The following is a 23,369-nucleotide window of genomic DNA, read 5'->3' as shown; positions in this document are numbered from 1 at the left end:
GCGACTGACGCGTCACGGCGCGCCGGTGGCGCCGGGCGTGGGCACGGCCTCGCCGGAGGCGTCCGTTCCGCCCTCCGTGGCACCGCCGGACGGGGTCCGGGAGGGGCCCGGGGTGGCGGGCGCGGAGGGGCCGGGCGCGGTCGCGCCGCCGGTGCCGCCGTTCTGGCCGGAGCCGTCGCCGGAGCCCTTGCCGGAGCCGGACGAACCGGACGCGTCGGGCGTCGGCGCGATCGAGGCGCCGGCCGCGCCGCCCCCGCGGGAGGTGCCCGGGGACGGCGGCTCGTCGCCGCCCCGGGAGGAGCCGGGGCCGTGCGACGGGCCGGCCGGGTCCCGGCGCGCGGGGCCGGGGGTGGACTTCGGCCCCGAGGAGCCGCTCACGCTGTCGCTGACGGTGGTTCCGGTCCGGTTCTCCCCCCAAACGTTGGACACCGGGCCGCCGGAGAACATCTCGATCCCCGTGATCACGCTCATGGCGGCGACGAAGACGGCGGCCGCCCCCACGGCGTGGCGCCGCCGGACGCGCGGCCGGGCGCCGTGCGTGGTCGGCTCGCCGTAGTCGCCGGGGGCCGGGGGCGGCGGGGGCGGGACCGGCTCGGCGGAACCGGCGGGACCGCCGTACCGCCGGCGCCCGGTCGGCCGCGTCTGGACCCGCACCTCCTTGATCTGCTCACCGGTGCGCCGGAACAGATGCTGGAAGACGGTGCCGCCCGCGGTCGCCACCACGCTCACCACACCGGCGCCCAGGATCGTCCCGTAGACGCCCAGTTTGGACGCGAGCACCGCGGCGGCGACGGCCGCCAGCGCGCTGCCGGCCACCTGGGCCACGCTCAGCTCGATCCGCCCGCTTTTGTGTTGTCCGTCGCTGTCGGCCTTGCCGTGCATCTCCCGCCTCGCTTGGACATTCGTTCCAGCCTGCTGGGAGAAGTGACCGATAAACGAAGCAGATCGTTCCGATTCTGTCGTTTCTGTGAAACTTGCCACCCAAATTGGGCCTCACTTCGAAGGATTCAGGCTGCCACCCCCCTCCCGGCCATGAACTCGGCTGGCGTGCCGCTCTACCTGAGCGGCCCGAATGGAGTACTGTGGCGAGCCCTGGCCCCGCTTTCCCGTCCGGCCGCCCGGACCCAACGGGAGGGGTCAGAAAGGCGGCAACCAACCGGCCCGGGCAACTCGGCAAAGTTGTGGCAGGCTGCACCCCGGGCAGGCCACACTCGTCTAGCGGGAGAGCAGCGACGCAACCGTGACGTCGGCAGGCACCACCCGGGAGGTCCCCATGCCCGAACTGCGTGTCGTGGCCGTCAGCAACGACGGCACACGGCTGGTGCTCAAGGCTGCGGACAGCACGGAGTACACGCTTCCCATCGACGAGCGACTGCGCGCCGCGGTGCGCAATGACCGCGCTCGGCTCGGCCAGATCGAGATCGAGGTCGAGAGTCATCTCCGGCCCCGTGACATCCAGGCCCGTATACGTGCCGGCGCCACCGCCGAAGAGGTCGCGCAGATGGCGGGCATCCCCGTCGACCGCGTGCGGCGCTTCGAGGGCCCGGTGCTCGCGGAGCGCGCCTTCATGGCCGAGCGCGCCCGTAAGACTCCCGTGCGCCGCCCCGGCGAGAACACCGGACCGCAGCTCGGCGAGGCCGTCGCGGAGCGGCTGTTGCTGCGCGGCGCCGAGAAGGACACCACACAGTGGGACTCCTGGCGGCGCGACGACGGCACCTGGGAGGTGCTGCTGGTCTACCGGGTCGCCGGTGAGCCGCACTCGGCGAGCTGGACCTACGACCCGCCCCGGCGGCTGGTCCAGGCGGTGGACGACGAGGCGCGGGCGCTGATCGGCGAGGCCGACGACACGCCCGAGCCCAGCTTCCCGTTCGTGCCGCGGATCGCCCGGCTGCCGCGCGACCGGGACCGCGATCGCGACAGGGACCGGGACCGGACGTCGCCCGAGCGCCTCGGCGACGAGGACGCCCCGGCACCCGCGTCCGCCTCGCTGGACGACGGTCTCGGGGAACGGGACTCGCTCACCAGCCTGCTGGAGGCCGTGCCCAACTTCCGGGGCGACATGGTCGTGCCCGAGGCGCCGGTCGCGTCGGCGGCACCGCCGCCGGAGGAGCCCGTCGAGGAGCCGGAGGCCGTCGAGCCGCCCGCCTCCGCGGCGAGCGCGGGTTCGGCGTACGCGGATGTGCTGATGCCGCGCTCGGTGGCGGGCCACCGAGACCGGTTGACCGGTACGACGGACCGCCAGGCGGAGGCGGACGGCGTCCGTCCGGGCCGCCGGGCCGCGGTGCCGAGCTGGGACGAGATCGTCTTCGGCACCCGCCGCAAGAAGCAGGAGTAGCGGCTTCCGCCGCGCCGACGGGCCCTGCCACCGCACGCCGGTGGCAGGGCCCGTCGTGTGGTCAGCCCCGCTCGGGGCCGGTGGCCACCGGACGGGCGCCGTCCGAGGACCATTCGCTCCAGGAGCCGACGTACAGGGCCGCCGGAACGCCCGCGACCGCCAGCGCCAGCACCTGGTGGGCGGCCGAAACCCCGGAACCGCAGTACACCCCGACCTCGGCGTCCCCGGTGGCGCCCAGGGCCGCGAACCGCTCGGCCAGCCGCTCGGCGGGCAGGAAGTGACCGTCGTCCGTGACGTTCTCCGCCGTGGGGGCGGAGACCGCTCCCGGGATATGGCCGCCGACGGGGTCGATGGGCTCGACCTCCCCCCGGTAGCGCTCGCCCGCACGCGCGTCCAGCAGCACCCCGCGCCGGGCGAGCGCCGCCGCGTCGTCCGCCTCCAGCAGCGGTACGGCCCCGGGGCGCGGGACGAAGTCGCCCTCGGGCGCGTCCGGCACCCCGGTGGTCAGCGAGCCACCGACCGCCGCCCAGGCGGGCAGCCCCCCGTCGAGCACCCGGACGGACGGATGTCCCGCCCAGCGCAGCAGCCACCACGCGCGCGCCGCGGCCCACCCCTGTCCGCCGTCGTACGCCACCACGCGCCGGTCCTGGCTCACCCCGGCTCGGCGCATCGCGGCCGCGAACGCGGAAAGATCGGGCAGGGGGTGGCGGCCGGACTTTCCGGGCGGGCCCGCGAGCTCGGTGTCGAGGTCGACGTAGACGGCACCGGGCAGATGCCCCGCCTCGTATGCGGGGCGGCCGGGAGGCCCGCCGAGCTGCCAACGCACATCGAGCAGAAGCGGAGGATGATCCTCCGTCAGCTCACTCATGAGATCGGATGCGGTGATGATGGCATGCATAGGGATCATCCTTGCGTAGGTATCTCTGCGTCGATTGGACCACCCGGTCACCCGGTGTACGTCCGGGCGACACCAGAGCGCAATGAAGCCGAAACGGATGTGCGGTAGCAATTCGGGCATTCTGCTGCGAGGCACGGCGAATTGCGGTTCCGCCAGGGCGCTATGTGCCACAGGTGGTGCAAACATCTGTCGGGCCCCCCGCATCAGCACCTCCGCACGACCGTCCCGCGCCGCCGACCGGCCCGGGGCCGTACGTCCACCACGATGGTCCGAGGAGAGAATGACGTATGACCGAGGCAGCGACTCGGCGCACACCCGGCACGCCCTGCTGGACGAGCCTGATGGTGCACAGCCTTGCCGCGACACAGGACTTCTACCACTCCCTGTTCGGCTGGGAGTTCACCCCGGGCCCCCAGCAGCTCGGCGCGTATGTCCGCGCGGTGCGGGGCGGCCGGCCGGTCGCCGGGTTGAGCGAGCTGCCTCCGGAACGCCATCTGCCCGTGGCCTGGATGACCTATCTGGCCTCCGACGACGCCGATGAGACCGCCGAGATGATCCGCGCGTGCGGCGGCACCGTGGCGGTGGGCCCGCTGGACGCCGACGAGGCCGGCCGGATGCTGATCGCCGCCGACCCCGAGGGCGCGGTGTTCGGGGTGTGGCAGGAGTGCACGTACGCGGCGGCGGAGCCCGGGGCGCCGGGCACCCCGGTCTGGCACGAGCTGCTGACCCGTGACGGCACCGGGGTGCTGAAGTTCTACAAGATGGTCTTCGGCTACCAGGCGGAGGCGGCGGCCCCGGAGGAGCCGGGCTGCCGCACGCTGTACCTGGACGGCCGGCCGGTCGGCGCGATCCAGAGCGTGGGCGACGCCCTGCCGCGCGGCCGGGGCCCGTACTGGATGACCCACTTCGCGGTGGACGACGTGGACGAGACGGTGCGCCGGGTGACCGCGCTGGGCGGTCAGGTGGTGCGGCCTCCGTCGCGGGGAGCGAGCGGCCATCGGGCCACGGTGCGGGACCCGGAGGGGGCGGCCTTCACCGTCGTACGGCGCACGAAGGGATGAGGCGGAGCGCCGGCCGGGGGCCGGGGAGGCCATGAGCCGGGCGTCGGCCGGAGGGCCGGGGGCCGAAGGGCCGGCGGCCGGTCCAGGGGAGGACGCCGTCAGTCGACGGGCAGCACATCCGGCGACAGGGCGGCCGCGCGCGCCCGCGCGGCCGTCATCCGGCGCCGGTGGTGGCGTCGGCACAGCACCTCGTAACCGACCTCGGTCCCCGGCCGGTTGACGTCGCCCACGACCACCTGGGCGCCCTCGACGACCATCTGGCCGCCGACGGTACGGGCGTTGTGCGTCGCCCGTGCGCCGCACCAGCACAACGCCTCCACCTGCAGCACCTCCACCCGGTCGGCGAGCTCCACCAGGCGCTGGGAGCCGGGGAAGAGCTTGCTGCGGAAGTCGGTGGTGATGCCGAAGGCGAAGACGTCCACCTCCAGGTCGTCCACCACCCGGGCGAGTTGGTCGATCTGCGGCGGGGTCAGGAACTGCGCCTCGTCGGCTATGACGTAGTCGACCCGGCCCCCGGCGCTCAGCGCCTGGACCACATGGGTGTAGAAGTCGAGGTCGTCGGCGACCTCGATGGCCTCGGTGGCCAGCCCGAGCCGCGAGGAGAGCTTGCCCTCGCCCTCCCGGTCGTCCCGGGTGTAGATCATCCCCTGGAGCCCGCGCGCCGAGCGGTTGTGCTGGATCTGCAGAGCGAGGGTGCTCTTTCCGCAGTCCATCGTTCCGGAAAAGAACACCAGCTCGGGCATGAGGAGGCGGGGCCTTTCGTAGGGCGGGGGTGACCCGGGCGGGCGTGAACGGGACGGGCATGAACGGGGCGGGCGTGAACGGGGCGGGGGTGAACGGGGGCGCTCAGGAGCGTACTTCGAGGAGCGGCACCAGCTGCTCCAGGGGGGTCATCGAACCGTGCAGCCCGACCATGGCGGACTCCTTCGGCTCGGTGTGCGAGGCGACGATCGCGACGTCGTCGCACGCGGCGGCGACGATATCGCCGATCCGCCGGTACACCCGGTCGTCGACGCCCTTACCGCCGCCATCGGCACCGCCGGGCCCGCCGAACCAGCCCGCCTCGATGGCCTCGTCACGGCCGGCCACCCACATCCGCTCCCCCAGCACCTCGCGCCAGACGGCCAGCACATCGCCCGCGGCACCGGGGACGGCGTACACATGGCGGGCGCGGCCCTCGCCGCCGAGCAGCGAGACGCCCGCGCGCAGCTCCCAGTCCTCGTCGAAGTCGATGCGCGACTCCGGGTCGAACGGGATGTCGATCATGCCGTGGTCGGCGGTGACATAGAGCGCCGAGCGGGGCGGGAGGCTCTCGGCGAGCCGCTGGGCGAGCCCGTCGACATAGCGGAGCTGATCGCGCCACTCGGGCGAGTCCACGCCGAAGCGGTGCCCCTTGCCGTCCACCTCGCTGTAGTACGTGTAGACGAGCGAGCGGCCCGCGGCGCCGAGCTGCTCGGCCGCGAGGTCCATCCGCTCCTCACCGGTGAGCCGCCCGTGGAAGGTGCCGCCGCTGAGCGCGACCTTGGTGAGCGGGGTCTCGGCGAAGGTGGGCGCGGAGACCTGGCAGGTGTGCACGCCCGCGGCGTCCGCGAGCTGGAAGACGGTCGGATACGGCTGCCAGGCGTGCGGCTCCGTCCAGGGCTGCCAGCGGAGCTGGTTCATCAGCTGGCCGGTGTCCGGGTCCCGCACCGTGTAGCCGGGCAGGCCGTGGGCGCCGGGCGGCAGCCCAGTGCCCACCGAGGCGAGCGAGGTCGCGGTGGTGGACGGGAAGCCCGCGGTGAGCGGCTCCCCCGAACCGTTCAGCGAACTGGGCAGCAGCGAGGTCAGAAAGGGCGCCTCGCCGGGGTGGGCGCGCAGCAGCTCCCAGCCGAGGCCGTCCACCAGGAAGACGCAGACGCGGTCGGCGGGGGCGAGCACCAGATCGGAGGAGAGCCCCGGGATCTCCTGGCCCGCGGCCACGGCGGGCAGCAGATCGGCGAGCGAGCCGGTGCCGTACCGCGGCAGGGGCGCGGAGCGGGGGTCGAGCGGGGTGGGCTCGGGCCAGAAGGAGGCGGTGGAGGGCAGCGGGCCGGTGGTGGAGCCGGACATCAGCGGCTGGTGTCCGGGGTGGCCGCGGTGGCCTCGGAGAGCGCCTGGGCGAAGGCGAGGGTCTGACGGACGGTGTCGGGGCCGTCCCCGGCCTCGCTGACGCGCAGGCTGAGGTCGTCGGCGGTGGAGGATCCGGTGTAGCCGTGGTCGGCCTCGCAGTTGGGGTCGCCGCAGGCGGCGGGCTCCAGGTCCAGGCGGCTGACGGCGCCCCAGCCGATGGTCAGCACGACCTCGCGGGGCAGCGTGCCCGGGGTGTACGACTCGGGGTTGGCGACGACGCGGCTGAGCACGACCGAGGAGATCCGCTGGAGCTTCACGGACTCGGTGGAGGTGGTGGCGTACGGCGACGGGGAGGTGCCGTCCGCGGCCTGCTCGTCGGTGTGGCTGACGATGAAGCGATTGTCCGTGAGGACGAGGACCGTCACATGGCGGCGGACCTCGTTGGCGTCGAAGGTGGTCTCCTGGTGGACCAGGAACGACGCAATGGGCTCGCCGCCCACGGCGGCCTCCACCGCCTCGGCCACGAGTGCCGGGTAATAGCCGCTGCGCTCGATCGCCGCGCGCAGCCCCTGGGTCGTCGTACCGGTCTTCGCCATGTGCACCATCCTACGGGGCGACGCCGACGCGGGCGCCCGTGCCCGTCGAGGCTCGGACGACTCCCGCCAAGGTTCGGACGACCGCACGCCGAGGTTCGGACGCCCCGGCAGACGGCCCGGCGGGCGGCTCAGTAGGCGGCTCAGTAGGCGGGCATGTGGCGGGGGCCGAGGTCGGTGCGAGGGGGCGGCGGGGCGAGCCGCGCCGAGGCGCCGAGCACGGACAGGCCGTGCTGGGCGACGACGACGGGTTCGAGATCGACGGCGACCATCTCGGGGTGGTCGTCCACCAGGCGGGACACCCTCAGCAGCAGTTCCTCGAGGGCCGCGGTGTCCACCGGCTTGGAGCCGCGCCAGCCGAACAGCAGCGGCGCGGTCCGGATGGACCGGATCAGCTCGGCGGCGTCCTGGCCGGTGACGGGGACGAGGCCGTGGGCGGTGTCGCCGAGCAGTTCGGACGGGGCGCCCGCGAGCCCGAAGGAGAGCACGGCCCCGGCGGCGGGGTCGATGGCGGCGCGTACGACGGTGTCCACGCCGCGCGGTGCCATCCGCTGGACGACCAGCCCCAGCTCCTCGGGACGGCCCAGATAGTCGGTCAACTCGGCGTAGGCCCGGCGCAGTTCCGTCTCGCCGCCCAGCTCCAGCCGCACCCCGCCCAGGTCGGCGCGGTGGCGCAGATGGGAGGCGGTGGGCTTGAGCGCGACCGGGAAGCCGAGCCGCTCGGCGGCCCTTACGGCGGCGTCGGGGTCGGGCGCGGGGAGGGCGGGCAGCACGCTGACGCCGTAGCGGGCCAGGAGGCGCTGGGTGTCGGCGGCGGACAGTTCGACGCCGGGGCCCGTGCCGTCGAAGGCCCCGCCGCTCGTGGCTTCGCCGATCCCGACGGCCACGTCATGGCCGAGCCCGACGGCCACGTCATGGCCGGTACCGACGCCCGCGTCATGGCCGGTACCGACGCCCGCGTCATGACCGGTACCGACGCCCGCGTCATGGCCGGTTCCGGCACCCGGGCCGGCGCCGGCTCGGGCACCCGGGCCGGCGCCGGTATCGGCTCCGGTGCCGTCGCCGCCCGGACCGTCGGCCGGGGCGAGCAGCACCTGGATGTCGGCCGCCGCGCCCGCCTCGTCGATGTCGTCGTACTGCGGCACCCGCCCGGGCTCGGCGGCCTCCTCCCGCCAGCGCGCGTACCGTACGGCCTCGGCGAGCGCGCGCACGGCCCGCTCGGCGGCGGGGTAGGCGGGGATCCGGCGGGTGCCCGGGGCGGGCTCGCCGCCGGTGCCGGCCAGGGCCTGCGCGAGCTCCTGGATCTCCAGGTGGACCACCGCCACCGGCTTGGCCGGACCCGGCCCGGGAGCCTGCGCCGCCTCCCTTACGGCCGCGGCGAGGGCCTGAGCACTGCCGTCGCCGACCCAGGGGATGGCGGTGACGACCACGGCGTCGCAGGTGTCGTCGGCGAGGGCCTCGGTCAGGGCGCGCCGGAAGTCGTCCGGGGTGGCGTCCGTGGTCAGGTCGCGGGGCGGCAGCGGGCGGAGTTCCTCGGTGAGGCAGGCGTCGTAGGTGATCAGGCCGAGCGACTCGGAGTTGCCGAGGATCGCGACGCGCGAACCGGCGGGCAGCGGCTGGGAGGCGAGCAGCACCCCGGTGTCGGCGAGTTCGGTCACGGTGTCGACCCGGATGACGCCCGCCTGCCGCAGCAGATCGGAGACGGTGGCGTCCGGGATCCGGGTGGTGGGCACGGCATGGCCGGTGGGGGCGCTGCCGGTGTGGCGGGCGCCCTTGACGACGACCACCGGTTTGACGGCGGCGGTGCGCCTGGCGAGCCGGGTGAACTTGCGGGGGTTGCCGATCGACTCCAGGTACATCAGGACGACGTCGGTCAGCGGATCGTCGTACCAGTACTGGAGCAGGTCGTTGCCCGAGACGTCGGCGCGGTTCCCGGCGGACACGAAGGTCGATATCCCCGCGATCCCGGCGAGGCTCGCCAGCCCGGCGCCGCGCCGGTTCAGCCCGGACAGCAGGGCGATGCCGATCGCCCCGGACTGGGTGAACAGGCCCAGCCGGCCGGGGTTGGGCAGCTGTGGGGACAGGGAGGCGTTCAGCCGGACGCCGTCGGCGGTGTTGATGACGCCGAAGGCGTTGGGGCCGATGACGCGCATGCCGTAGGACCGGGCCTGGCGGACCAGGTCCCGCTGCCGGTCGCGGCCCTCGCCCCCGCTCTCGGCGTATCCGGCGGAGAGCACGACGAGCCCCTGGACGCCGTGGTCGCCGCATTCGGCCACGACGGCGGGCACCCGCTCGGCGGGGACGGCGACGACGGCCAGGTCCACGGGCTCCTCTATGGCGCGCAGCGAGCGGTGGGCCGGGACGCCCTCGGGCTCCAGGCGCGCCATGTCGTCGGGGAAGGCGTGGTTGACGGCGTGGACGCGCCCGGTGAAGCCGCCGTCCAGGAGGTTGCGCAGCACGGTGCGGCCGACGCCGCCGGGCGTGCGGCTGGTGCCGATGACGGCCACGGAGCCGGGCGCGAGCAGCCGCTGGACGGACCGGGCCTCGGCCCGCTGCTCGCGGGCGCGCATGACGGCCAGGGAGCGGTCGGTGGGTTCGAGGTCGAACTCGAGGCGGACGACCCCGTCCTCGAAGCTGCGCTTCTGGGTGTAGCCCGCGTCCGTGAACACCTTGATCATCTTGTTGTTGGCGGGCAGCACCTCGGCGGCGAACCGCCGGATGCCCCGTTCGCGCGCCACGGCGGCGATGTGTTCGAGGAGCGCGGAGGCCACCCCGCGGCCCTGGTGGGCGTCCTGGACGAGGAAGGCGACCTCGGCCTCGTCGGCGGGGGCCGCGGCGGGCATCCCTCGGCTGTCGATGCGGTCGTACCGAACGGTGGCGATGAACTCATCCCCCACGATGGCCGCCAGGCCCACCCGGTCGACGTAGTCGTGGTGGGTGAAGCGGTGGACATCGCGATCGGAGAGACGGGGGTAGGGCGCGAAGAAGCGGTAGTACTTCGACTCGTCCGAGACCCGCTCGTAGAAGCTGACCAGCCGCTGGGCGTCATCCGTGGTGATGGGACGGATCTGTGCCGTACCGCCGTCCCGGAGCACCACATCGGCTTCCCAGTGGGTCGGGTAGGCGTGATGGTCCGACGGGCTCCGCATGGGAGCCAGGGTACGGGCCCGCCCGGTCCGGATGGTGGACACCCTTGCGTCGGGGCCGAGTGTCGGGGAAGGTCCGTATCGGGCCAGTCCGGGCATGGCCGGGCTCACTCGGACATCGTTCGGGTGAATCCGGACACCGTATGATTTTGGTCTAGACAACAGCACCCGTCACACCTGAAGGGCAACACCATGGCTGAGCGCCGCGTCACCATCGGCTGGGCCGAGGGCCTGCACGCCCGCCCCGCGTCGATCTTCGTCCGGGCGGCCACCGCCTCCGGCGTCCCCATCACGATCGCCAAGGGCGACGGCACCCCGGTCAACGCCGCGTCCATGCTGGCCGTGCTCGGCCTGGGCGCCCAGGGCGGCGAGGAGGTCGTCCTCGCTTCCGACGCGGACGACGCCGAGGTCGCGCTCGACCGTCTGGCGAAGCTGGTGGCGGAGGGCCTCGAGGAGCTTCCCGAGACCGTCTGACCCCGGGCGAGTCCCGTCCGGAATTCCCGGGTGATTCCCGGGCGATTTCAGGGATTCGGCACGGCGGGGCCGCGGTGGCCGTAATGGTCACCGCGGCCCCGCCGTTTTTCTGTTGCCGCACACAGAATTCCCAGGAGTTGTATACGGGAGTTCTGTTAATTCCGGCCGCTCGCCGTGTTGACGGAATGTTTCGAAGTCCTCACCGGAATCGGGCGGCGCAGTCGGTATTCCGACAGCGCGCGCTCGGTGTGCGTCGTGGCGAGCGCCCGCGCACGGTCGGCGTCGCCGCGCGCCACCGCGTCCACCAGCGCGCCGTGCTCCGCCCAGGACTCCACGGCCCGCGCTGCCGGGTCGGGGCGCGCGGCGCCCTCGGGCGGCGCGGGCCGCGGCCCGGGAGCGGCCGCGTACACCCACGCGGTCTTACGGCGCAGCTGGACGAGCAGCGCGGCCAGGCTCGGGCTGCCGGACGCCTGGGCGAGCGTCTCGTGGAACCAGTCGCCCAGCGGCCGCAGTTCACCGAGCTGACCGCCATGGGCCCGCTCCCGGCCGAGCCGGACCAGTCCGCGCAGCACCTTCAGATGGGCCTCGGTGCGGCGCTGTGCGGCCCGCGCGGCGCCCAGCGGCTCCAGCAGCGCGCGGATGTCCAGCAGATCGGCCGCCTCGCGCTCGGAGGGCTGGGCGACGCAGGCCCCCGCGTGCCGCCGGGTCGTCACGAAGCCCTCCGACTCCAGGGTGCGCAGGGCCTCGCGGACCGGCACCCGGGAGACGCCGTAGCGCCGGGCGAGCAGTTCCTCGGTGAGGCGGCTGCCGGGCTGATACGCGCCGGAGACGATGTCGTCGCGAATCGCCGCGCAGACCGCGTGTGCCGAAATCCGGCGACCGCCCTGGACCGCGCTCGTATCCCCGCTCACTTACGGTCCCGCATTGTCGAACCTCCGCCTTAACGCCCGCGAAACGCGGCCATGGAATGCGCGTTGAACGACTCTATTCCACACGGACGCCATTTCCGATGGCGGGAAGCATTTCATGGTTATTTTTTGGTCAGCGGGCGGGGCACGCCGAAGGCCCCGTCCGGCGGACGGGGCCTTCTCGGAAGTCTCCCGGGATCCCGGGATCGTGAGACCGCGCGGCGTTCGCGTCGGACGCGCGACGGGTCAGACGTTGACGCCGTGGGTGCGCAGGTACGACAGGGGGTCCATGTCCGAGCCGTAGTCCGCGCTGGTGCGGGCCTCGAAGTGCAGATGCGGTCCGGTGACGTTGCCGGTGGCGCCCGACAGGCCGATCTGCTGGCCGGGGGTGACTTTCTGGCCGACCGAGACGCTGATCGACGACAGGTGGCCGTACTGGGTGTACGTGCCGTCGTTCATCTTGATGACGACATTGTTGCCGTAGGAGCCGCCCCAGCCCGCCTCGACGATCTCGCCCATGCCCACGGAGTGCACCGTGGTGCCGGTGGAGGCGTGGAAGTCGATGCCGGTGTGGCTGCCGGAGGACCACAGCCCGCTGGCCGCCTCGTAGCCGGTGGAGACGTAGGAGCCGCTGACCGGCGACACGAAGGTGTTCAGGCGCTTGCGCTCGGCCTCGCGCGCCGCGCGCTCCTTGGCCTCGCGCTCGGCCTTGGCCTTCTTCGCCGCGGCCTCCGCCTTTCTGGCGGCCTCCTGGCGGGCGATCGCCTCTGCCTTGGCCTTGGCGGCGGCCTGTTCGGCGGCGGTCTCCTGGGACTGCGCCTGGGCCTCGATGTGGTCCGCGATCCCATCGCCGATCACGATCGCCTGGGTCAGACCGGTCTGCTGGGGACTGGAGCCCCCGTCGGCCGCGAACGCCTGTCCGGTGATCCCGGCGACCACACCCGAGGCGACGGTCGTGATGCCCACGACGTTCGCGCCCGTGCGGATGTTGACCTTGCTGGTGCGGCGGTGTTTCCCGGTGGCAGTGCGGGTGGACGCCATACTGAGGCGCACTCCTTTCCTTCCTTCTCGCCTACCGGGTTAGCTGACGGGTTCGGAGCAGGAAGGTCTCCTACAGACCCCTCCCCCGGCCGGGGAAGGCGCCCGATTCACCCCTGGGGACGTGTTGGGTCCCCGGCTCCCCTGGCTTGCGCCGTACGGGGACTCGGCGATGACTGTCCGGTGCCGCGGGTGCGGCGGGTCGCTGGCGAACAGCCGGACTGACGCTAAACGGGTGCGCTTTCGATCACCAAACGGTTCCGGTTTTTTGTTGCTCTCCCCACAAACCAAACAAGCAGGCAATCCCATAAATCGGTCATGTCGGAAGGACCCCGGCCCCCTTACGAGAGGACCCCGGCACCCTTTCGGGGCCGGGGTCCTTCCGCTGTCGGCTCATGGACCGGACGTCCGCCGGGCCGCCTGCCTGACTGTCAGTGAGCCGGCCGGACCGTCGGTTCCTCGAACGGATCCGGCCAACTCTCATCGGCTCAGTTGGCGATGACGCGCACCTCGCCGATGCCCAGCGCGCGGACCGGCTCCTCGATCGCCGAGGCGTCCCCGACCAGCACCGTGACCAGCCGGTCCGCCGGGAAGGCGCTCACCACCGCGGCGGTGGCCTCCACCGTGCCGGTCTCCGCCAGACGGGCGTACAACTGCGCCTGGAAGTCGTCCGGAAGATGCTGCTCGACCTGATCGGCGAGGGTGTTCGCGACGGACGCCGCCGTCTCGTACTTCAACGGGGCGACGCCCACCAGGTTCTGCACCGCGACATCGCGCTCGTCGTCGGTCAGCCCCTCCTCCTTCAGCGTGCGCAGCACCTTCCAGAGGTCGTCCAGCGCGGGGCCGGTGACCTCGGTGGCCACCGAGCCGCTGATCGCCAGCATCGAGGCGCCCGAGGAGCCGCCCGCGGGCGACGGGGGCCCGGAGCGCAGCACCTGGCCGAAGGCGCGCACCCCGTAGGTGTAACCCTTCTCCTCGCGCAGCACCCGGTCGAGACGGGAGGTGAGGGTGCCGCCCATGCAGTACGTGCCGAGCACCTGCGCGGGCCAGACCCGGTCGTGGCGGTCGGCGCCCACCCGCCCGATGAGCAGCTGGGTCTGCACCGCGCCCGGCCGGTCGACGATCACCACACGGCCGGTGTCGTCCGCGACGATCGGAGGAGCCGTGCGCGGCGCGCCCGCCCCGCCCGTCCAGGCGCCGAGGGTGTCCGCGAGCGCCCGGTCCAGGTCGACGCCGCCGAGGTCGCCCACGATGACGGCGGTGGCGGTGGAGGGGCGCAGATGCGCCTCGTAGAAGGCCCGCACGGCCGCGGCGTCGATGCCCTCGATGGTCTCCTGGGTGCCCTGGCGCGGCCGGGACATCCGCGACTCGGCCGGGAAGAGCTCCGCGGCGAGGGCCATGGAGGCGCGGCGGGCCGGGTTGGCCAGCTCATGGGGGATCTCGTCCAGCCGGTTGCGCACCAGCCGCTCGACCTCGCCGTCCGGGAAGGCGGGGGCGCGCAGCGCGTCGGCCAGCAGACCGAGCGCCTTGGGCAGCCGGGAGGCCGGGACCTCCAGGGAGACGCGGACGCCGGCGTGGTCGGCGTGGGCGTCCAGCGTGGCGCCGCAGCGCTCGAGCTCGGCGGCGAACTCCTCGGCGTCGTGCTTGTCGGTGCCCTCCGACAGGGCGCGCGCCATGATCGTGGCGACGCCTTCGAGCCCGGCCGGCTCGGCGTCCAGCGGCGCCTCCAGGTTGATCTCGACGGCGACGACCTGCTGGCCGGGGCGGTGGCAGCGCAGCACGGTGAGGCCGTTGGGCAGCTCACCGCGCTCGGGGGCCGGGAACGCCCACGGCCTGGGGGTGCCGCCCTTGGGCTGCGGGTGGAAGGTCATGGTCGCGGTGACGGCGTCGCTCACTGGGCCGCCTCCCCTTCTGCGTCGGTCTCGGCGGCTTCGGCGGTGTCGGCTGCGTCCTCGGCGCCCTGGACGGGCTCGTAGACCAGCACGGCGCGGTTGTCGGGACGCAGCCGCGCCGCGGCCACGGCCCGCACCTCCTCGGGGCTGATGTCGAGCACCCGCTCCACGGCGGTCAGCGCCAGCTGCGGGTCGCCGAAGAGCACCGCGTAACGGCAGAGCTCGTCGGCCCGGCCGCCGACCGTGGCCAGCCGGTCCAGCCACTCGCGCTCGATCTGCGCCTGCGCGCGCTCCATCTCCTGCGGGGTCGGCCCCTCCTCGGCGAAGCGGGCCAGCTCCTCGTCGACGGCGGTCTCGATGGCGGGCACCTCGACCCCGCCGGAGGCCTTCACGTCCAGCCAGCCCAGCGAGGGGGCGCCCGACAGCCGCAGCAGGCCGAACCCGGCGGCCACGGCGGTGCGGTCACGGCGCACCAGCCGGTTGTGGAGCCGGGAGGACTCGCCGCCGCCGAGGACGGTCAGCGCCAGGTCGACGGCGTCGGACTCACGGGTGCCGTCGTGCGGCAGCCGGTAGGCGGCCATCAGGGCGCGGGCCGGGACCTCCTCCTCCACGACCTCGCGCAGCTGACCGCCGATCACCTCCGGGAGCGTGCCGTCACGGGGCGGCCGCTTGCCCTCGTGGGACGGGATGGAGCCGAAGTACTTCTCGATCCAGGCGAGCGTCTGCTCGGGGTCGATGTCGCCGACGATCGACAGCACGGCGTTGTTGGGGGCGTAGTAGGTGCGGAAGAACTCCCGCGCGTCCTCCAGGGAGGCCGCGTCCAGGTCGGCCATGGAGCCGATCGGGGTGTGGTGGTACGGGTGGCCCTCGGGGTACGCCATGGCGACGAGCTTCTCGAAGGCGGTGCCGTACGGGACGTTGTCGTACCGCTGGCGGCGCTCGTTCTTGACGACGTCGCGCTGGTTCTCCAGGCTCTCCTCGTCCAGCGCGGTCAGGAGGGACCCCATCCGGTCCGCCTCCAGCCACAGGGCGAGCTCGACCTGGTGGGCGGGCATGGTCTCGAAATAGTTGGTGCGCTCGAAGCTGGTCGTGCCGTTGAGCGAGCCGCCGGCGCCCTGCACCAGCTCGAAGTGGCCGTTGCCGGTGACCTGCGCCGAGCCCTGGAACATCAGGTGCTCGAAGAGGTGCGCCAGGCCGGTGCGCCCCTTGACCTCATGGCGCGAGCCGACGTCGTACCACAGACAGACCGCGGCGACCGGGGTCAGATGGTCCTCGGAGAGCACCACGCGCAGGCCATTGGCCAGGCGGTGCTCAGTCGCTTTCAAGCCGCCGGAGCCGGCCTGCTGCGTGGCCGTGTGACCCATGGGCATGTACGTCCCTTCGATCGCGTGATGGAGCGCGTGCCAGCCGCATGCGCAGCGCTTCTGTCACTGTATGCAAGGGGACGGACATCTGGCGAAGTTCCGGTCCACTCCCGTCCCGCCGAGCTGTCCCGAACCGTTTCGGCGAGCCCTCCGGCGCCGGATCCGGACCCCTTCGAGGGGGCTTCGGGCGGTACCGCCGGACGCGGTTCCGGGGCCCGCCCCGGTCGCGAGCGCCCCGGGCCGTTCCACACTTGTCGGTGCGCCGGGCCACAATGGTCCGCGTCAGATCCCGCATCGGCAGTTGAAGGAGCCCCAAGCGCGATGGCCCGCCGCCGCACGAAGACCCCGCCGCCGGACGACTTCGAGGAGCGCATCCTCGACATCGACGTCGTCGACGAGATGCAGGGCTCCTACCTCGAGTACGCCTATTCGGTCATCTACTCGCGCGCGCTGCCCGACGCCCGAGACGGGCTCAAGCCCGTGCACCGCCGCATCCTCTACCAGATGAACGACATGGGCCTGCGCCCCGAGCGCTCCTATGTGAAGTGCGCCCGCGTCGTCGGCGAGGTGATGGGAAAGCTCCACCCGCACGGCGACGCGTCGATCTACGACGCGCTGGTGCGCATGGCGCAGCCGTTCTCCATGCGCCTGCCGATGGTCGACGGCCACGGGAACTTCGGCTCGCTGGGCAACGACGACCCGCCGGCCGCGATGCGGTACACCGAGTGCCGGATGGCGTCGGCGACCTCGCTGATGACCGAGTCGATCGACGAGGACACGGTCGACTTCTCCCCGAACTACGACGGCAGTGAGCAGGAGCCGGTCACCCTCCCCGCCGCCTATCCGAACCTGCTGGTCAACGGCACGTCCGGGATCGCGGTCGGCATGGCCACCAATATGCCGCCGCACAACCTGGGCGAGGTCATCGCCGCCGCCCGCCATCTGATCAGGCACCCGGGCGCGGACCTCGACACGCTGATGCGGCATGTGCCGGGACCCGACCTGCCCACCGGCGGCCGGATCGTGGGCATGAGCGGCATCCGGGACGCGTACGAGACGGGCCGCGGCACCTTCAAGATCCGCGCCACGGTGGCCGTGGAGGACGTGACGGCCCGCCGTAAGGGCCTCATCGTCACCGAGCTGCCCTTCGCGGTGGGGCCCGAGAAGGTCATCTCCAAGATCAAGGACCTGGTCGGCGCGAAGAGGCTCCAGGGCATCGCGGACGTCAAGGACCTCACCGACCGTGAGCACGGGCTGCGGCTGGTCATCGAGATCAAGAACGGCTTCAACCCCGAGGCCGTGCTGGAGCAGCTCTACAAGCTCACGCCGATGGAGGAGTCCTTCGGCATCAACAACGTGGCGCTGGTGGACGGCCAGCCGCTCACGCTGGGCCTGAAGGAGCTGCTGGAGGTCTACCTCGACCACCGCTTCGACGTGGTCCGGCGGCGCAGCGAGTTCCGGCGCACCAAGCGGCGGAACCGGCTGCACCTGGTCGAGGGTCTGCTGGTGGCCCTGCTCGACATCGACGAGGTCATCCGCCTCATCCGGCAGAGCGAGAACGCGGCGGAGGCCAAGGCGTCCCTCATCGAGCGCTTCGGCCTCTCCGACATCCAGACGCAGTACATCCTGGACACCCCGCTGCGCCGGCTGACCAAGTTCGACCGGCTGGAGCTGGAGTCGGAGCGCGACCGGCTCAACGCCGAGATCGAGGAGCTCACCCGGATCCTCGACTCCGACGCCGAGCTGCGCAAGCTGGTCTCCTCCGAACTGGCCGCGGTGGCCAAGAAGTTCACCACCCCGCGCCGCACGGTGCTGCTCGAGTCGTCGAACGCGCCGGTGACCGCGGTGCCGCTGGAGGTCGCGGACGACCCCTGCCGGGTGCTGCTGTCCTCCACCGGGCTGCTGGCCCGTACCGCCAACGGCGAGCCGTTCCCGGTCGAGGGGAAGGCCAAGCGCGCCAAGCACGATGTGATCATCTCCGCGGTCCCGGCCACGGCCCGCGGCTCCGTGGGGGCGGTGACCTCCACCGGGCGGCTGCTGCGGCTCTCGGTGGTCGACCTCCCGATCCTCCCGGAGTCGGCCGCACCCCCGAATCTGTCGGGCGGGGCACCCATCGCCGAGTTCCTCTCGCTGGAGGACGACGAGGAGCTGATCTGCCTCACCACCCTGGACGAGTCCTCACCGGGGCTCGCGATCGGCACGGAGCAGGGCGTCGTCAAGCGCGTGGTCCCCGACTACCCCGCCAACAAGGACGAGTTGGAGGTCATCGGCCTCAAGGAGGGCGACCGGATCGTGGGCGCCGTGGAACTGTCCACCGGCGAGGAGGACCTGGTCTTCATCACCGACGACGCCCAGCTGCTGCGCTACGCGGCCAGTCAGGTGCGGCCGCAGGGGCGCGCCGCGGGCGGTATGGCGGGCGTCAAGCTCGGCTCAGGCGCCAAGGTGATCGCGTTCACGGCCGTCGACCCGGCGAGCGACGCGGTGGTCTTCACGGTCGCGGGCGCCAGCGGCACGCTCGACGACTCGGTGCAGCAGTCGGCCAAGCTCACCCCCTTCGACCAGTACCCGCGCAAGGGCCGGGCCACGGGCGGGGTGCGCTGCCAGCGGTTCCTGAAGGGCGAGGACTGCCTGGTCATGGCCTGGGCGGGCACGGTCCCAGCCCGCGCGGCGGGGGCGAACGGCGCCCCGGTGGCCCTGCCGGAGATCGACCCGCGCCGCGACGGCTCGGGCGAACCGCTCGCCAAGCCGGTGACGGTGGTGGCGGGCCCGGTGTAGCCGGGACGGCCGGTGTAGCCGGTGTAGCCAGGACGGGCTGGTCTGGCCGGACGGGCAGGTCGGGCAGGAGTCTGGCCCGGACAGCCGGACGACCCGGCTCTGGCCCGGACACCCGGACGACCCGGCTCTGGCCCGCACGGCCGGACGGCCCGGGTCTGGCCCGGGCAGCAGGATGAGCGCGCAGGGGCGCGGCACCGCGAGGGTGCCGCGCCCCTCGCCGTTCCCGGGCACCGTGCCGTTCCCGAGCACCTTGCCGTTCCCGGGCACCGTGCCGTTCCCGCGCCCCTCGCCGTCCCTGGCAAGGTGCCGTTCACGGGCGGCACAGGCACCGCTCACGCCTCTCGGGCCCGTCCGCGCACACGCGCCGCCCCCGCTCCCCGCCCCGCGCGGCACGGCTCGCCAGGGCCCGGCATACCCGACGTGACGACCGCCCCGCTTCCGGCGCCCGGCACGGCCCCTCGCCGCCGCACCGCAGGCCGCAGGAGCCCGAGTACGCCCGCCCTGCCCAGGACAGGGCCGATCCTCCGCCGTGCGCGCGACCGCACCAGGCTCCCCCGGCTGGGCCCGCTGTGCGCGGCCGGGCGCCCCGTGAAGGCAGCCCCCGCACGGCGGAAGGCCCGGCGAACGATTCAGTGGCCGCTGCCATTGCGCCGGGCGCGCATCTGGCGGAGGGCGAGGCGCGCCCCGTCGTGGCCGCGGTCCGCCGCCCGCTGAAAGTGCCGCTCCGCCTCGCCCAGCTCACCGCGGTCCAGGTGGACGGTGCCGAGCACCACCATGGCCGAGAGATCCCCCGTCTCGGCGGCCTTACCGAGCCAGTGGACCGCCTCGGCGTACGCGCCCCGCTGCCCCAGCCCGATGCCGTAGACGGTCATTCCCCGCGGATCACCGGCCTCGGCCGCCTTACGGGCGAGCGGTTCGGGAATCGGCCGCCCCTCGTCGTAGGCCGCCCTCACCATGGCCCTCAGCCCGGGATCCAGCGAGCGCGCCCCGCGTCTCCCCCGGCGGCCGCGCCACCGCGCCCAAAACCCACCCATATCCACCCCCTCCGCCCCCTGGGCGCCATTTTCCCGCCTGCTCCCACCCCATGGAACGGCGAGTACCCGGCGGAATACGGACTGCCGCGCTCCGCCGCCCGGGGCCGATGAGGCGCCGTCCGGCTCCGGTCGTTCGTCCCTCCACCACGGCTCCGGCGCGTACGCACGCCCCGGCGAGCGCTCTCGATCAAGAGAGGTTAGGCTTACCTTCGTGAGCACGTGCGCGACCGCCTCCCGCGACCTGTCCGAGCCGCTCGCCGGGACGGCGGCCACCGCCTCCACCTGGCTGCTGGTGGAACAGCCCGGGCCCTGGGGCACCGAGGCCCTCACCGCCAGCCGCCTCGACCCGGCCGTAGGGCGCGCCCTGGAGCGCGCCGCCGAGGGCACCGGCGTACGGGTCGCGCTCATCCGCCGCCCCGGCCGCCACGCCGATCTGCACACCGGCGCCCGGCACCGGGTGTTCGTGGCCCACACCCGGCCGGGCCGCTCCTGGATCCGCACCACCGCCCTGGACGACCCCGGCCGCCTGCTCGGCCTGGACTTCGCCGCGCTGGGCGCGGGCGACCCCGACGGGCTCACCCTGCGGCCGCACACGCCCCACGAACCCCATGACCCCGCCGCTGACCCCGGCACCTGGGAGAAGTACACCGGCGATCCGCTGGTGCTGGTGTGCACCAACGGCAAGCGCGACCGCTGCTGTGCCCTCCTCGGCCGACCGCTGGCCGGTGAGCTGGCCGCCTCCGGGGTGCACAGCACCTGGGAGATCACCCATATCGGCGGCCACCGCTTCTCCCCCACCCTCGTCGTGCTGCCGCACGGCTACGCCTACGGCAGGGCCACCGCGCAGGGCGTCAAGGACGTCATCGAGGCGCTGCGCGACGGCCGGGTGGTCACCGACGGCTGCCGCGGCCGATCCGCCTGGGAGCGCCCCGGCCAGGCGGCGGAGCTGGCCGTCCGCGAGCTGACCGGCGAGGACGGAGCCGACGCGCTGACCGTCGTACGGACCGAGGGCGAGGCCCCGGTCCGGTCCGTGACCGTCGCGCACCGCGACGGCCGGGCCTGGCGGGTGAGCGTCGCGCAGCTCGCCGCGGCGCCGCCGCGGCCGGAGAGCTGCGGCTTCCCCCTGGGCTCCCCGGCCCGGATGGAGGTCCTCGGGATCCGGACCGCCCATCGGCCCGCACACGGCGTACGGGCGATGGCCGCCGGACGCCTCTGACGCCCAGGGCCCGCTCCCGTAAGCCCGCTCCCGCTCCCGTAACCCCGCTCCCGCTCCCGTAACCCCGCGCCCGCCCCCGTAGCACCCGGGAGACCGCCGCTCCCGGCCCCCTCCCCGGGTCCTGCCCCGGTCCCTCCCACCCGTCCTTGGTTACCCTTCGTTGCCATGAGCGCCGCGATACCGCCGGGGCCGGCAGCCACGGCCACAAGGTGGCGCATCGGCTGGCCCCGACGCGTCTTCTCCCAGGTCCTGCTGATGCAGCTGGCCATCGCCACGGGTGTCACCGTGCTCGCGACCGGCCTCTTCCTCGCGCCGCTCAGCGACCACCTCGACGACCAGGCCATGCGCCGCGCCCTCGCCATCGCCCAGACCACGGCCGCCGAGCCCCGGATGGCCGAGGCGCTCCAGCACACCCGGCCCGCCCCCGGCGGGCCGGTGCAGACCGAGGCGGAGCGCATCCGCCGGGCGACCGGCGCCGAATATGTCGTGATCATGGACCGGCGCGGGGTGCGCTGGTCCCACACCTCCCCGGACGAGATAGGGAAGCATGTCTCCACCGACCCCACCGACGCCCTCGAGGGCCGGGAGGTCATGGAGATCGACGACGGCACCCTCGGCCGGTCGGCCCGCGGCAAGGTCCCCCTGCGCGCCGGGGACGGCCATATCGTGGGCGCCGTCTCCGTGGGCATCTCCTACGAGAGCGTGCGTGCCCGGCTCGTCGCCGCGGTCCCGGAGATGCTCGCCTACGCGGGCGGAGCGCTCGCGGTCGGCGCCCTGGCCGCGTATGTGGTCTCCCGCCGGCTCCAGCGGCGCACCCATGACCTGGCGTTCTCCGATATCTCGGCACTGCTCGCCGAGCGCGAGGCGATGCTGCACGGCATCCGGGAAGGCGTCGTCGCCCTCGACGCCCACGGCCGCATCCGGCTGATCAACGACGAGGCGCAGCGGCTGCTGGATCTGCGCCCCGAGGACACCGGGCAGTCCCTGGAGGCAGTGCTGTCCCCGGGCCGTACGACGGATGTGCTGTCCGGGCGGGTCACCGGCGCCGATCTGCTGACCGTCAGCGGCGGCCGGGTGCTGGTCGCCAACCGGATGCCCACGGACGACGGCGGTGCGGTGGTCACCCTGCGTGACCGCACCGAGCTGGAGCGGCTGGGCCGCGAGCTGGACGGCACCCGGGGCCTGATCGACGCCCTGCGGGCCCAGGACCATGAGCACGCCAACCATATGCACACCCTCCTCGGCCTGATCGAACTCGAACTGCACGACGAGGCGATGGAGTTCATCACCGAGGCGATCGGGGTGCACCGGGCCACCGCCGAGCAGGTCACCGAGCGGGTGCACGATCCGCTGCTGGCCTCCCTGCTGGTCGGCAAGGCCACGGTCGCCACCGAACGCGGCGTCTCGCTGTCCGTCGCCGAGGACAGCCTGCTGCCCAACCGGCTGGTGGACCCACCGGGGGTGGTGACGATCGTCGGCAATCTCATCGACAACGCCCTGGACGCGGCGGTCGGTTCGCCGGAGCCGCGGGTCGAGGTGGCGCTGTGCGCCGACGACCGTACGGTGCTGCTGCGGGTCTCCGACACCGGACCCGGGATCCCCGCCGACCGGCGCGACGTGGTCTTCACCGAGGGCTGGTCGACCAAGGAGCCGCCCGCGCACGGCAAGCGCGGCATAGGGCTCGCGCTGGTCCGCCGTCTCGCCGAACGCCAGGGCGGCAGCGTCCGCGTGTCCGACCGTGAGGGCGGGGGCGCGGAGTTCACCGTCGTCCTCCCCGAGGCGCTGGCCGAACAGCCGGCCGGGGCCCCGCTGACCGCGACAGGAGAGCCACGATGACCCTTGGAACCGGACCGGGCGGGCCCCTGGAGGTGCTGGTCGTGGACGACGACGTCCGGGTGGCCCGGGTCAACGCCGCGTACGTCGGCAAGGTGGCCGGATTCCGCGTCGCCGGGCAGGCGCACACCGCCGCCGAGGCGCTGGCCTTCCTGGAGGACCCCCAGGGCGCCCACGTCGACCTGGTGCTGCTCGACCACTATCTGCCGGACGAGACGGGGCTGTCGCTGGTGCGGCGGCTGCGGCAGCTCGGCCACCACACCGACATCATCATGGTGACCGCGGCCCGCGACATCACGACCGTCCAGGCGGCGATGCGCCATGGCGCGCTGCAGTACCTGGTCAAGCCGTTCACCTTCGCAGGGCTGCGCGCCAAGCTGGAGGGGTACGCGGCGCTGCGCCGCGCCCTGGAGGGCGACGGCGAGGCCGGGCAGGACCAGGTGGACCGGATCTTCGGCGCCCTGGGCGGCGCCTCGGCCGGCCCCGCGGAGCTGCCCAAGGGCCATTCGGCGCTCACCGCCGATCTCGTACGGGAGGTGTTGCGGGGCGCGGAGGGCCCGCTGTCGGCGCAGGAGGTGGCCGAGCGCTCCTCGCTCAGCAGACAGACCGCACAGCGCTATCTGAAGCTGCTGGAGCGCACGGGCCGGGTGCGGCTCAGCCTCAAATACGGCGAGACCGGCCGCCCCGAGCACCGCTACGACTGGGTCTGAGCCC

Annotated in this window: 18 protein-coding genes and 1 riboswitch; of the genes, 7 read left to right on the top strand and 11 right to left on the bottom strand. The window is 73.5% G+C overall.

Annotated elements, in window-relative coordinates:
• Positions 1-12: 12 nt before the first annotated feature.
• On the bottom strand, positions 13-882 hold the full coding sequence (locus JK364_RS21050; protein ID WP_201852688.1) for a hypothetical protein: 870 nt from the start codon (positions 880-882) through the stop codon (positions 13-15).
• Between the two features lie 391 nt (positions 883-1,273).
• Between JK364_RS21050 and sepH the strand changes: the two genes are divergently transcribed.
• Positions 1,274-2,335, top strand: coding sequence for a septation protein SepH (sepH, locus tag JK364_RS21045; RefSeq protein ID WP_230992284.1), 1,062 nt, complete (start codon positions 1,274-1,276; stop codon positions 2,333-2,335).
• 61 nt (positions 2,336-2,396) lie between these two features.
• Here the strand turns inward: sepH and JK364_RS21040 are convergent, their stop codons facing one another.
• A complete protein-coding gene (locus tag JK364_RS21040; RefSeq protein ID WP_201852686.1) occupies positions 2,397-3,233 on the bottom strand; it encodes a sulfurtransferase in 837 nt (278 codons plus the stop codon).
• Between the two features lie 287 nt (positions 3,234-3,520).
• Here JK364_RS21040 and JK364_RS21035 point away from each other — a divergent pair, with 287 nt between their 5' ends.
• On the top strand, positions 3,521-4,294 hold the full coding sequence (locus JK364_RS21035; RefSeq protein WP_201852685.1) for a VOC family protein: 774 nt from the start codon (positions 3,521-3,523) through the stop codon (positions 4,292-4,294).
• Between the two features lie 98 nt (positions 4,295-4,392).
• On the opposite strand, the gene JK364_RS21030 is transcribed toward JK364_RS21035, so the two are convergent.
• From JK364_RS21030 to JK364_RS21015, 4 genes are all read right to left on the bottom strand, one after another.
• Positions 4,393-5,037 carry a thymidine kinase gene (locus tag JK364_RS21030; protein ID WP_201852684.1) on the bottom strand — a complete coding sequence of 215 codons (645 nt, stop codon included), beginning with the start codon at positions 5,035-5,037 and terminating at the stop codon, positions 4,393-4,395.
• Positions 5,038-5,140: 103 nt separating this feature from the next.
• The gene (locus tag JK364_RS21025; protein ID WP_201852683.1) at positions 5,141-6,382 is read right to left on the bottom strand and encodes an alkaline phosphatase family protein; all 1,242 of its coding nucleotides are present in this window, start codon (positions 6,380-6,382) and stop codon (positions 5,141-5,143) included.
• On the bottom strand, positions 6,382-6,978 hold the full coding sequence (locus JK364_RS21020) for a DUF5998 family protein (protein ID WP_201852682.1): 597 nt from the start codon (positions 6,976-6,978) through the stop codon (positions 6,382-6,384). The genes JK364_RS21025 and JK364_RS21020 overlap by 1 nt, the downstream gene beginning before the upstream one ends.
• A gap of 140 nt (positions 6,979-7,118) precedes the next feature.
• Positions 7,119-10,124 carry a bifunctional acetate--CoA ligase family protein/GNAT family N-acetyltransferase gene (locus JK364_RS21015; RefSeq protein WP_201852681.1) on the bottom strand — a complete coding sequence of 1,002 codons (3,006 nt, stop codon included), beginning with the start codon at positions 10,122-10,124 and terminating at the stop codon, positions 7,119-7,121.
• Between the two features lie 189 nt (positions 10,125-10,313).
• Here JK364_RS21015 and JK364_RS21010 point away from each other — a divergent pair, with 189 nt between their 5' ends.
• Positions 10,314-10,595: an HPr family phosphocarrier protein gene (locus JK364_RS21010; protein WP_137979878.1), complete on the top strand. Its 282-nt coding sequence runs from the start codon at positions 10,314-10,316 to the stop codon at positions 10,593-10,595.
• Positions 10,596-10,750: 155 nt separating this feature from the next.
• On the opposite strand, the gene JK364_RS21005 is transcribed toward JK364_RS21010, so the two are convergent.
• The 4 genes from JK364_RS21005 to JK364_RS20990 form a co-directional block, all read right to left on the bottom strand.
• Positions 10,751-11,506, bottom strand: a complete 756-nt coding sequence (locus JK364_RS21005) for a GntR family transcriptional regulator (protein WP_201852680.1) — start codon at positions 11,504-11,506, stop codon at positions 10,751-10,753.
• Between the two features lie 243 nt (positions 11,507-11,749).
• Positions 11,750-12,544: a M23 family metallopeptidase gene (locus tag JK364_RS21000; RefSeq protein ID WP_201852679.1), complete on the bottom strand. Its 795-nt coding sequence runs from the start codon at positions 12,542-12,544 to the stop codon at positions 11,750-11,752.
• Between the two features lie 14 nt (positions 12,545-12,558).
• Positions 12,559-12,723, bottom strand: a riboswitch (cyclic di-AMP (ydaO/yuaA leader).
• Between the two features lie 306 nt (positions 12,724-13,029).
• The gene (locus JK364_RS20995; RefSeq protein ID WP_201852911.1) at positions 13,030-14,412 is read right to left on the bottom strand and encodes a M16 family metallopeptidase; all 1,383 of its coding nucleotides are present in this window, start codon (positions 14,410-14,412) and stop codon (positions 13,030-13,032) included.
• 20 nt (positions 14,413-14,432) lie between these two features.
• Entirely contained in the window at positions 14,433-15,803 is a 1,371-nt protein-coding gene (locus tag JK364_RS20990) for a M16 family metallopeptidase (protein WP_201852678.1), read from the bottom strand.
• A 315-nt stretch (positions 15,804-16,118) separates the two neighbouring features.
• Here JK364_RS20990 and JK364_RS20985 point away from each other — a divergent pair, with 315 nt between their 5' ends.
• The gene (locus tag JK364_RS20985; RefSeq protein WP_201852677.1) at positions 16,119-18,572 is read left to right on the top strand and encodes a DNA gyrase/topoisomerase IV subunit A; all 2,454 of its coding nucleotides are present in this window, start codon (positions 16,119-16,121) and stop codon (positions 18,570-18,572) included.
• Positions 18,573-19,201: 629 nt separating this feature from the next.
• Here the strand turns inward: JK364_RS20985 and JK364_RS20980 are convergent.
• Positions 19,202-19,528 (bottom strand): tetratricopeptide repeat protein, encoded by a 327-nt coding sequence (locus JK364_RS20980; protein WP_230992283.1) that lies wholly within the window; start codon positions 19,526-19,528, stop codon positions 19,202-19,204.
• Positions 19,529-19,817: 289 nt separating this feature from the next.
• Between JK364_RS20980 and JK364_RS20975 the strand changes: the two genes are divergently transcribed.
• The 3 genes from JK364_RS20975 to JK364_RS20965 all read left to right on the top strand — a co-directional run bounded on the left by JK364_RS20975 (position 19,818) and on the right by JK364_RS20965 (position 23,365).
• The gene (locus tag JK364_RS20975; protein ID WP_201852675.1) at positions 19,818-20,822 is read left to right on the top strand and encodes a ferredoxin family protein; all 1,005 of its coding nucleotides are present in this window, start codon (positions 19,818-19,820) and stop codon (positions 20,820-20,822) included.
• Between the two features lie 165 nt (positions 20,823-20,987).
• On the top strand, positions 20,988-22,658 hold the full coding sequence (locus JK364_RS20970; protein WP_201852674.1) for an ATP-binding protein: 1,671 nt from the start codon (positions 20,988-20,990) through the stop codon (positions 22,656-22,658).
• The gene (locus JK364_RS20965; protein WP_201852673.1) at positions 22,655-23,365 is read left to right on the top strand and encodes a response regulator; all 711 of its coding nucleotides are present in this window, start codon (positions 22,655-22,657) and stop codon (positions 23,363-23,365) included. Before JK364_RS20970 ends, JK364_RS20965 begins: the two co-directional genes overlap by 4 nt.
• Positions 23,366-23,369 lie beyond the last annotated feature (4 nt).

The organism is Streptomyces endocoffeicus (assembly GCF_016741935.1).
In the GTDB taxonomy this organism is placed as follows: domain Bacteria; phylum Actinomycetota; class Actinomycetes; order Streptomycetales; family Streptomycetaceae; genus Streptomyces; species Streptomyces endocoffeicus.
The sequence above is the reverse complement of the archived record's forward strand: the minus strand, read 5'-3'. Positions and strand labels throughout refer to the sequence as shown.

Excerpts from the sequence above, each read along its gene's own strand:
- JK364_RS21050 (WP_201852688.1), bottom strand. The coding sequence starts at position 882 with ATGCACGGCAAGGCCGACAGCGACGGACAACACAAAAGCGGGCGGATC.
- sepH (WP_230992284.1), top strand. The coding sequence starts at position 1,274 with ATGCCCGAACTGCGTGTCGTGGCCGTCAGCAACGACGGCACACGGCTG.
- JK364_RS21040 (WP_201852686.1), bottom strand. The coding sequence starts at position 3,233 with ATGCATGCCATCATCACCGCATCCGATCTCATGAGTGAGCTGACGGAG.
- JK364_RS21035 (WP_201852685.1), top strand. The coding sequence starts at position 3,521 with ATGACCGAGGCAGCGACTCGGCGCACACCCGGCACGCCCTGCTGGACG.
- JK364_RS21030 (WP_201852684.1), bottom strand. The coding sequence starts at position 5,037 with ATGCCCGAGCTGGTGTTCTTTTCCGGAACGATGGACTGCGGAAAGAGC.
- JK364_RS21025 (WP_201852683.1), bottom strand. The coding sequence starts at position 6,382 with ATGTCCGGCTCCACCACCGGCCCGCTGCCCTCCACCGCCTCCTTCTGG.
- JK364_RS21020 (WP_201852682.1), bottom strand. The coding sequence starts at position 6,978 with ATGGCGAAGACCGGTACGACGACCCAGGGGCTGCGCGCGGCGATCGAG.
- JK364_RS21015 (WP_201852681.1), bottom strand. The coding sequence starts at position 10,124 with ATGCGGAGCCCGTCGGACCATCACGCCTACCCGACCCACTGGGAAGCC.
- JK364_RS21010 (WP_137979878.1), top strand. The coding sequence starts at position 10,314 with ATGGCTGAGCGCCGCGTCACCATCGGCTGGGCCGAGGGCCTGCACGCC.
- JK364_RS21000 (WP_201852679.1), bottom strand. The coding sequence starts at position 12,544 with ATGGCGTCCACCCGCACTGCCACCGGGAAACACCGCCGCACCAGCAAG.
- JK364_RS20995 (WP_201852911.1), bottom strand. The coding sequence starts at position 14,412 with ATGACCTTCCACCCGCAGCCCAAGGGCGGCACCCCCAGGCCGTGGGCG.
- JK364_RS20990 (WP_201852678.1), bottom strand. The coding sequence starts at position 15,803 with ATGCCCATGGGTCACACGGCCACGCAGCAGGCCGGCTCCGGCGGCTTG.
- JK364_RS20985 (WP_201852677.1), top strand. The coding sequence starts at position 16,119 with ATGGCCCGCCGCCGCACGAAGACCCCGCCGCCGGACGACTTCGAGGAG.
- JK364_RS20980 (WP_230992283.1), bottom strand. The coding sequence starts at position 19,528 with ATGGTGAGGGCGGCCTACGACGAGGGGCGGCCGATTCCCGAACCGCTC.
- JK364_RS20970 (WP_201852674.1), top strand. The coding sequence starts at position 20,988 with ATGAGCGCCGCGATACCGCCGGGGCCGGCAGCCACGGCCACAAGGTGG.
- JK364_RS20965 (WP_201852673.1), top strand. The coding sequence starts at position 22,655 with ATGACCCTTGGAACCGGACCGGGCGGGCCCCTGGAGGTGCTGGTCGTG.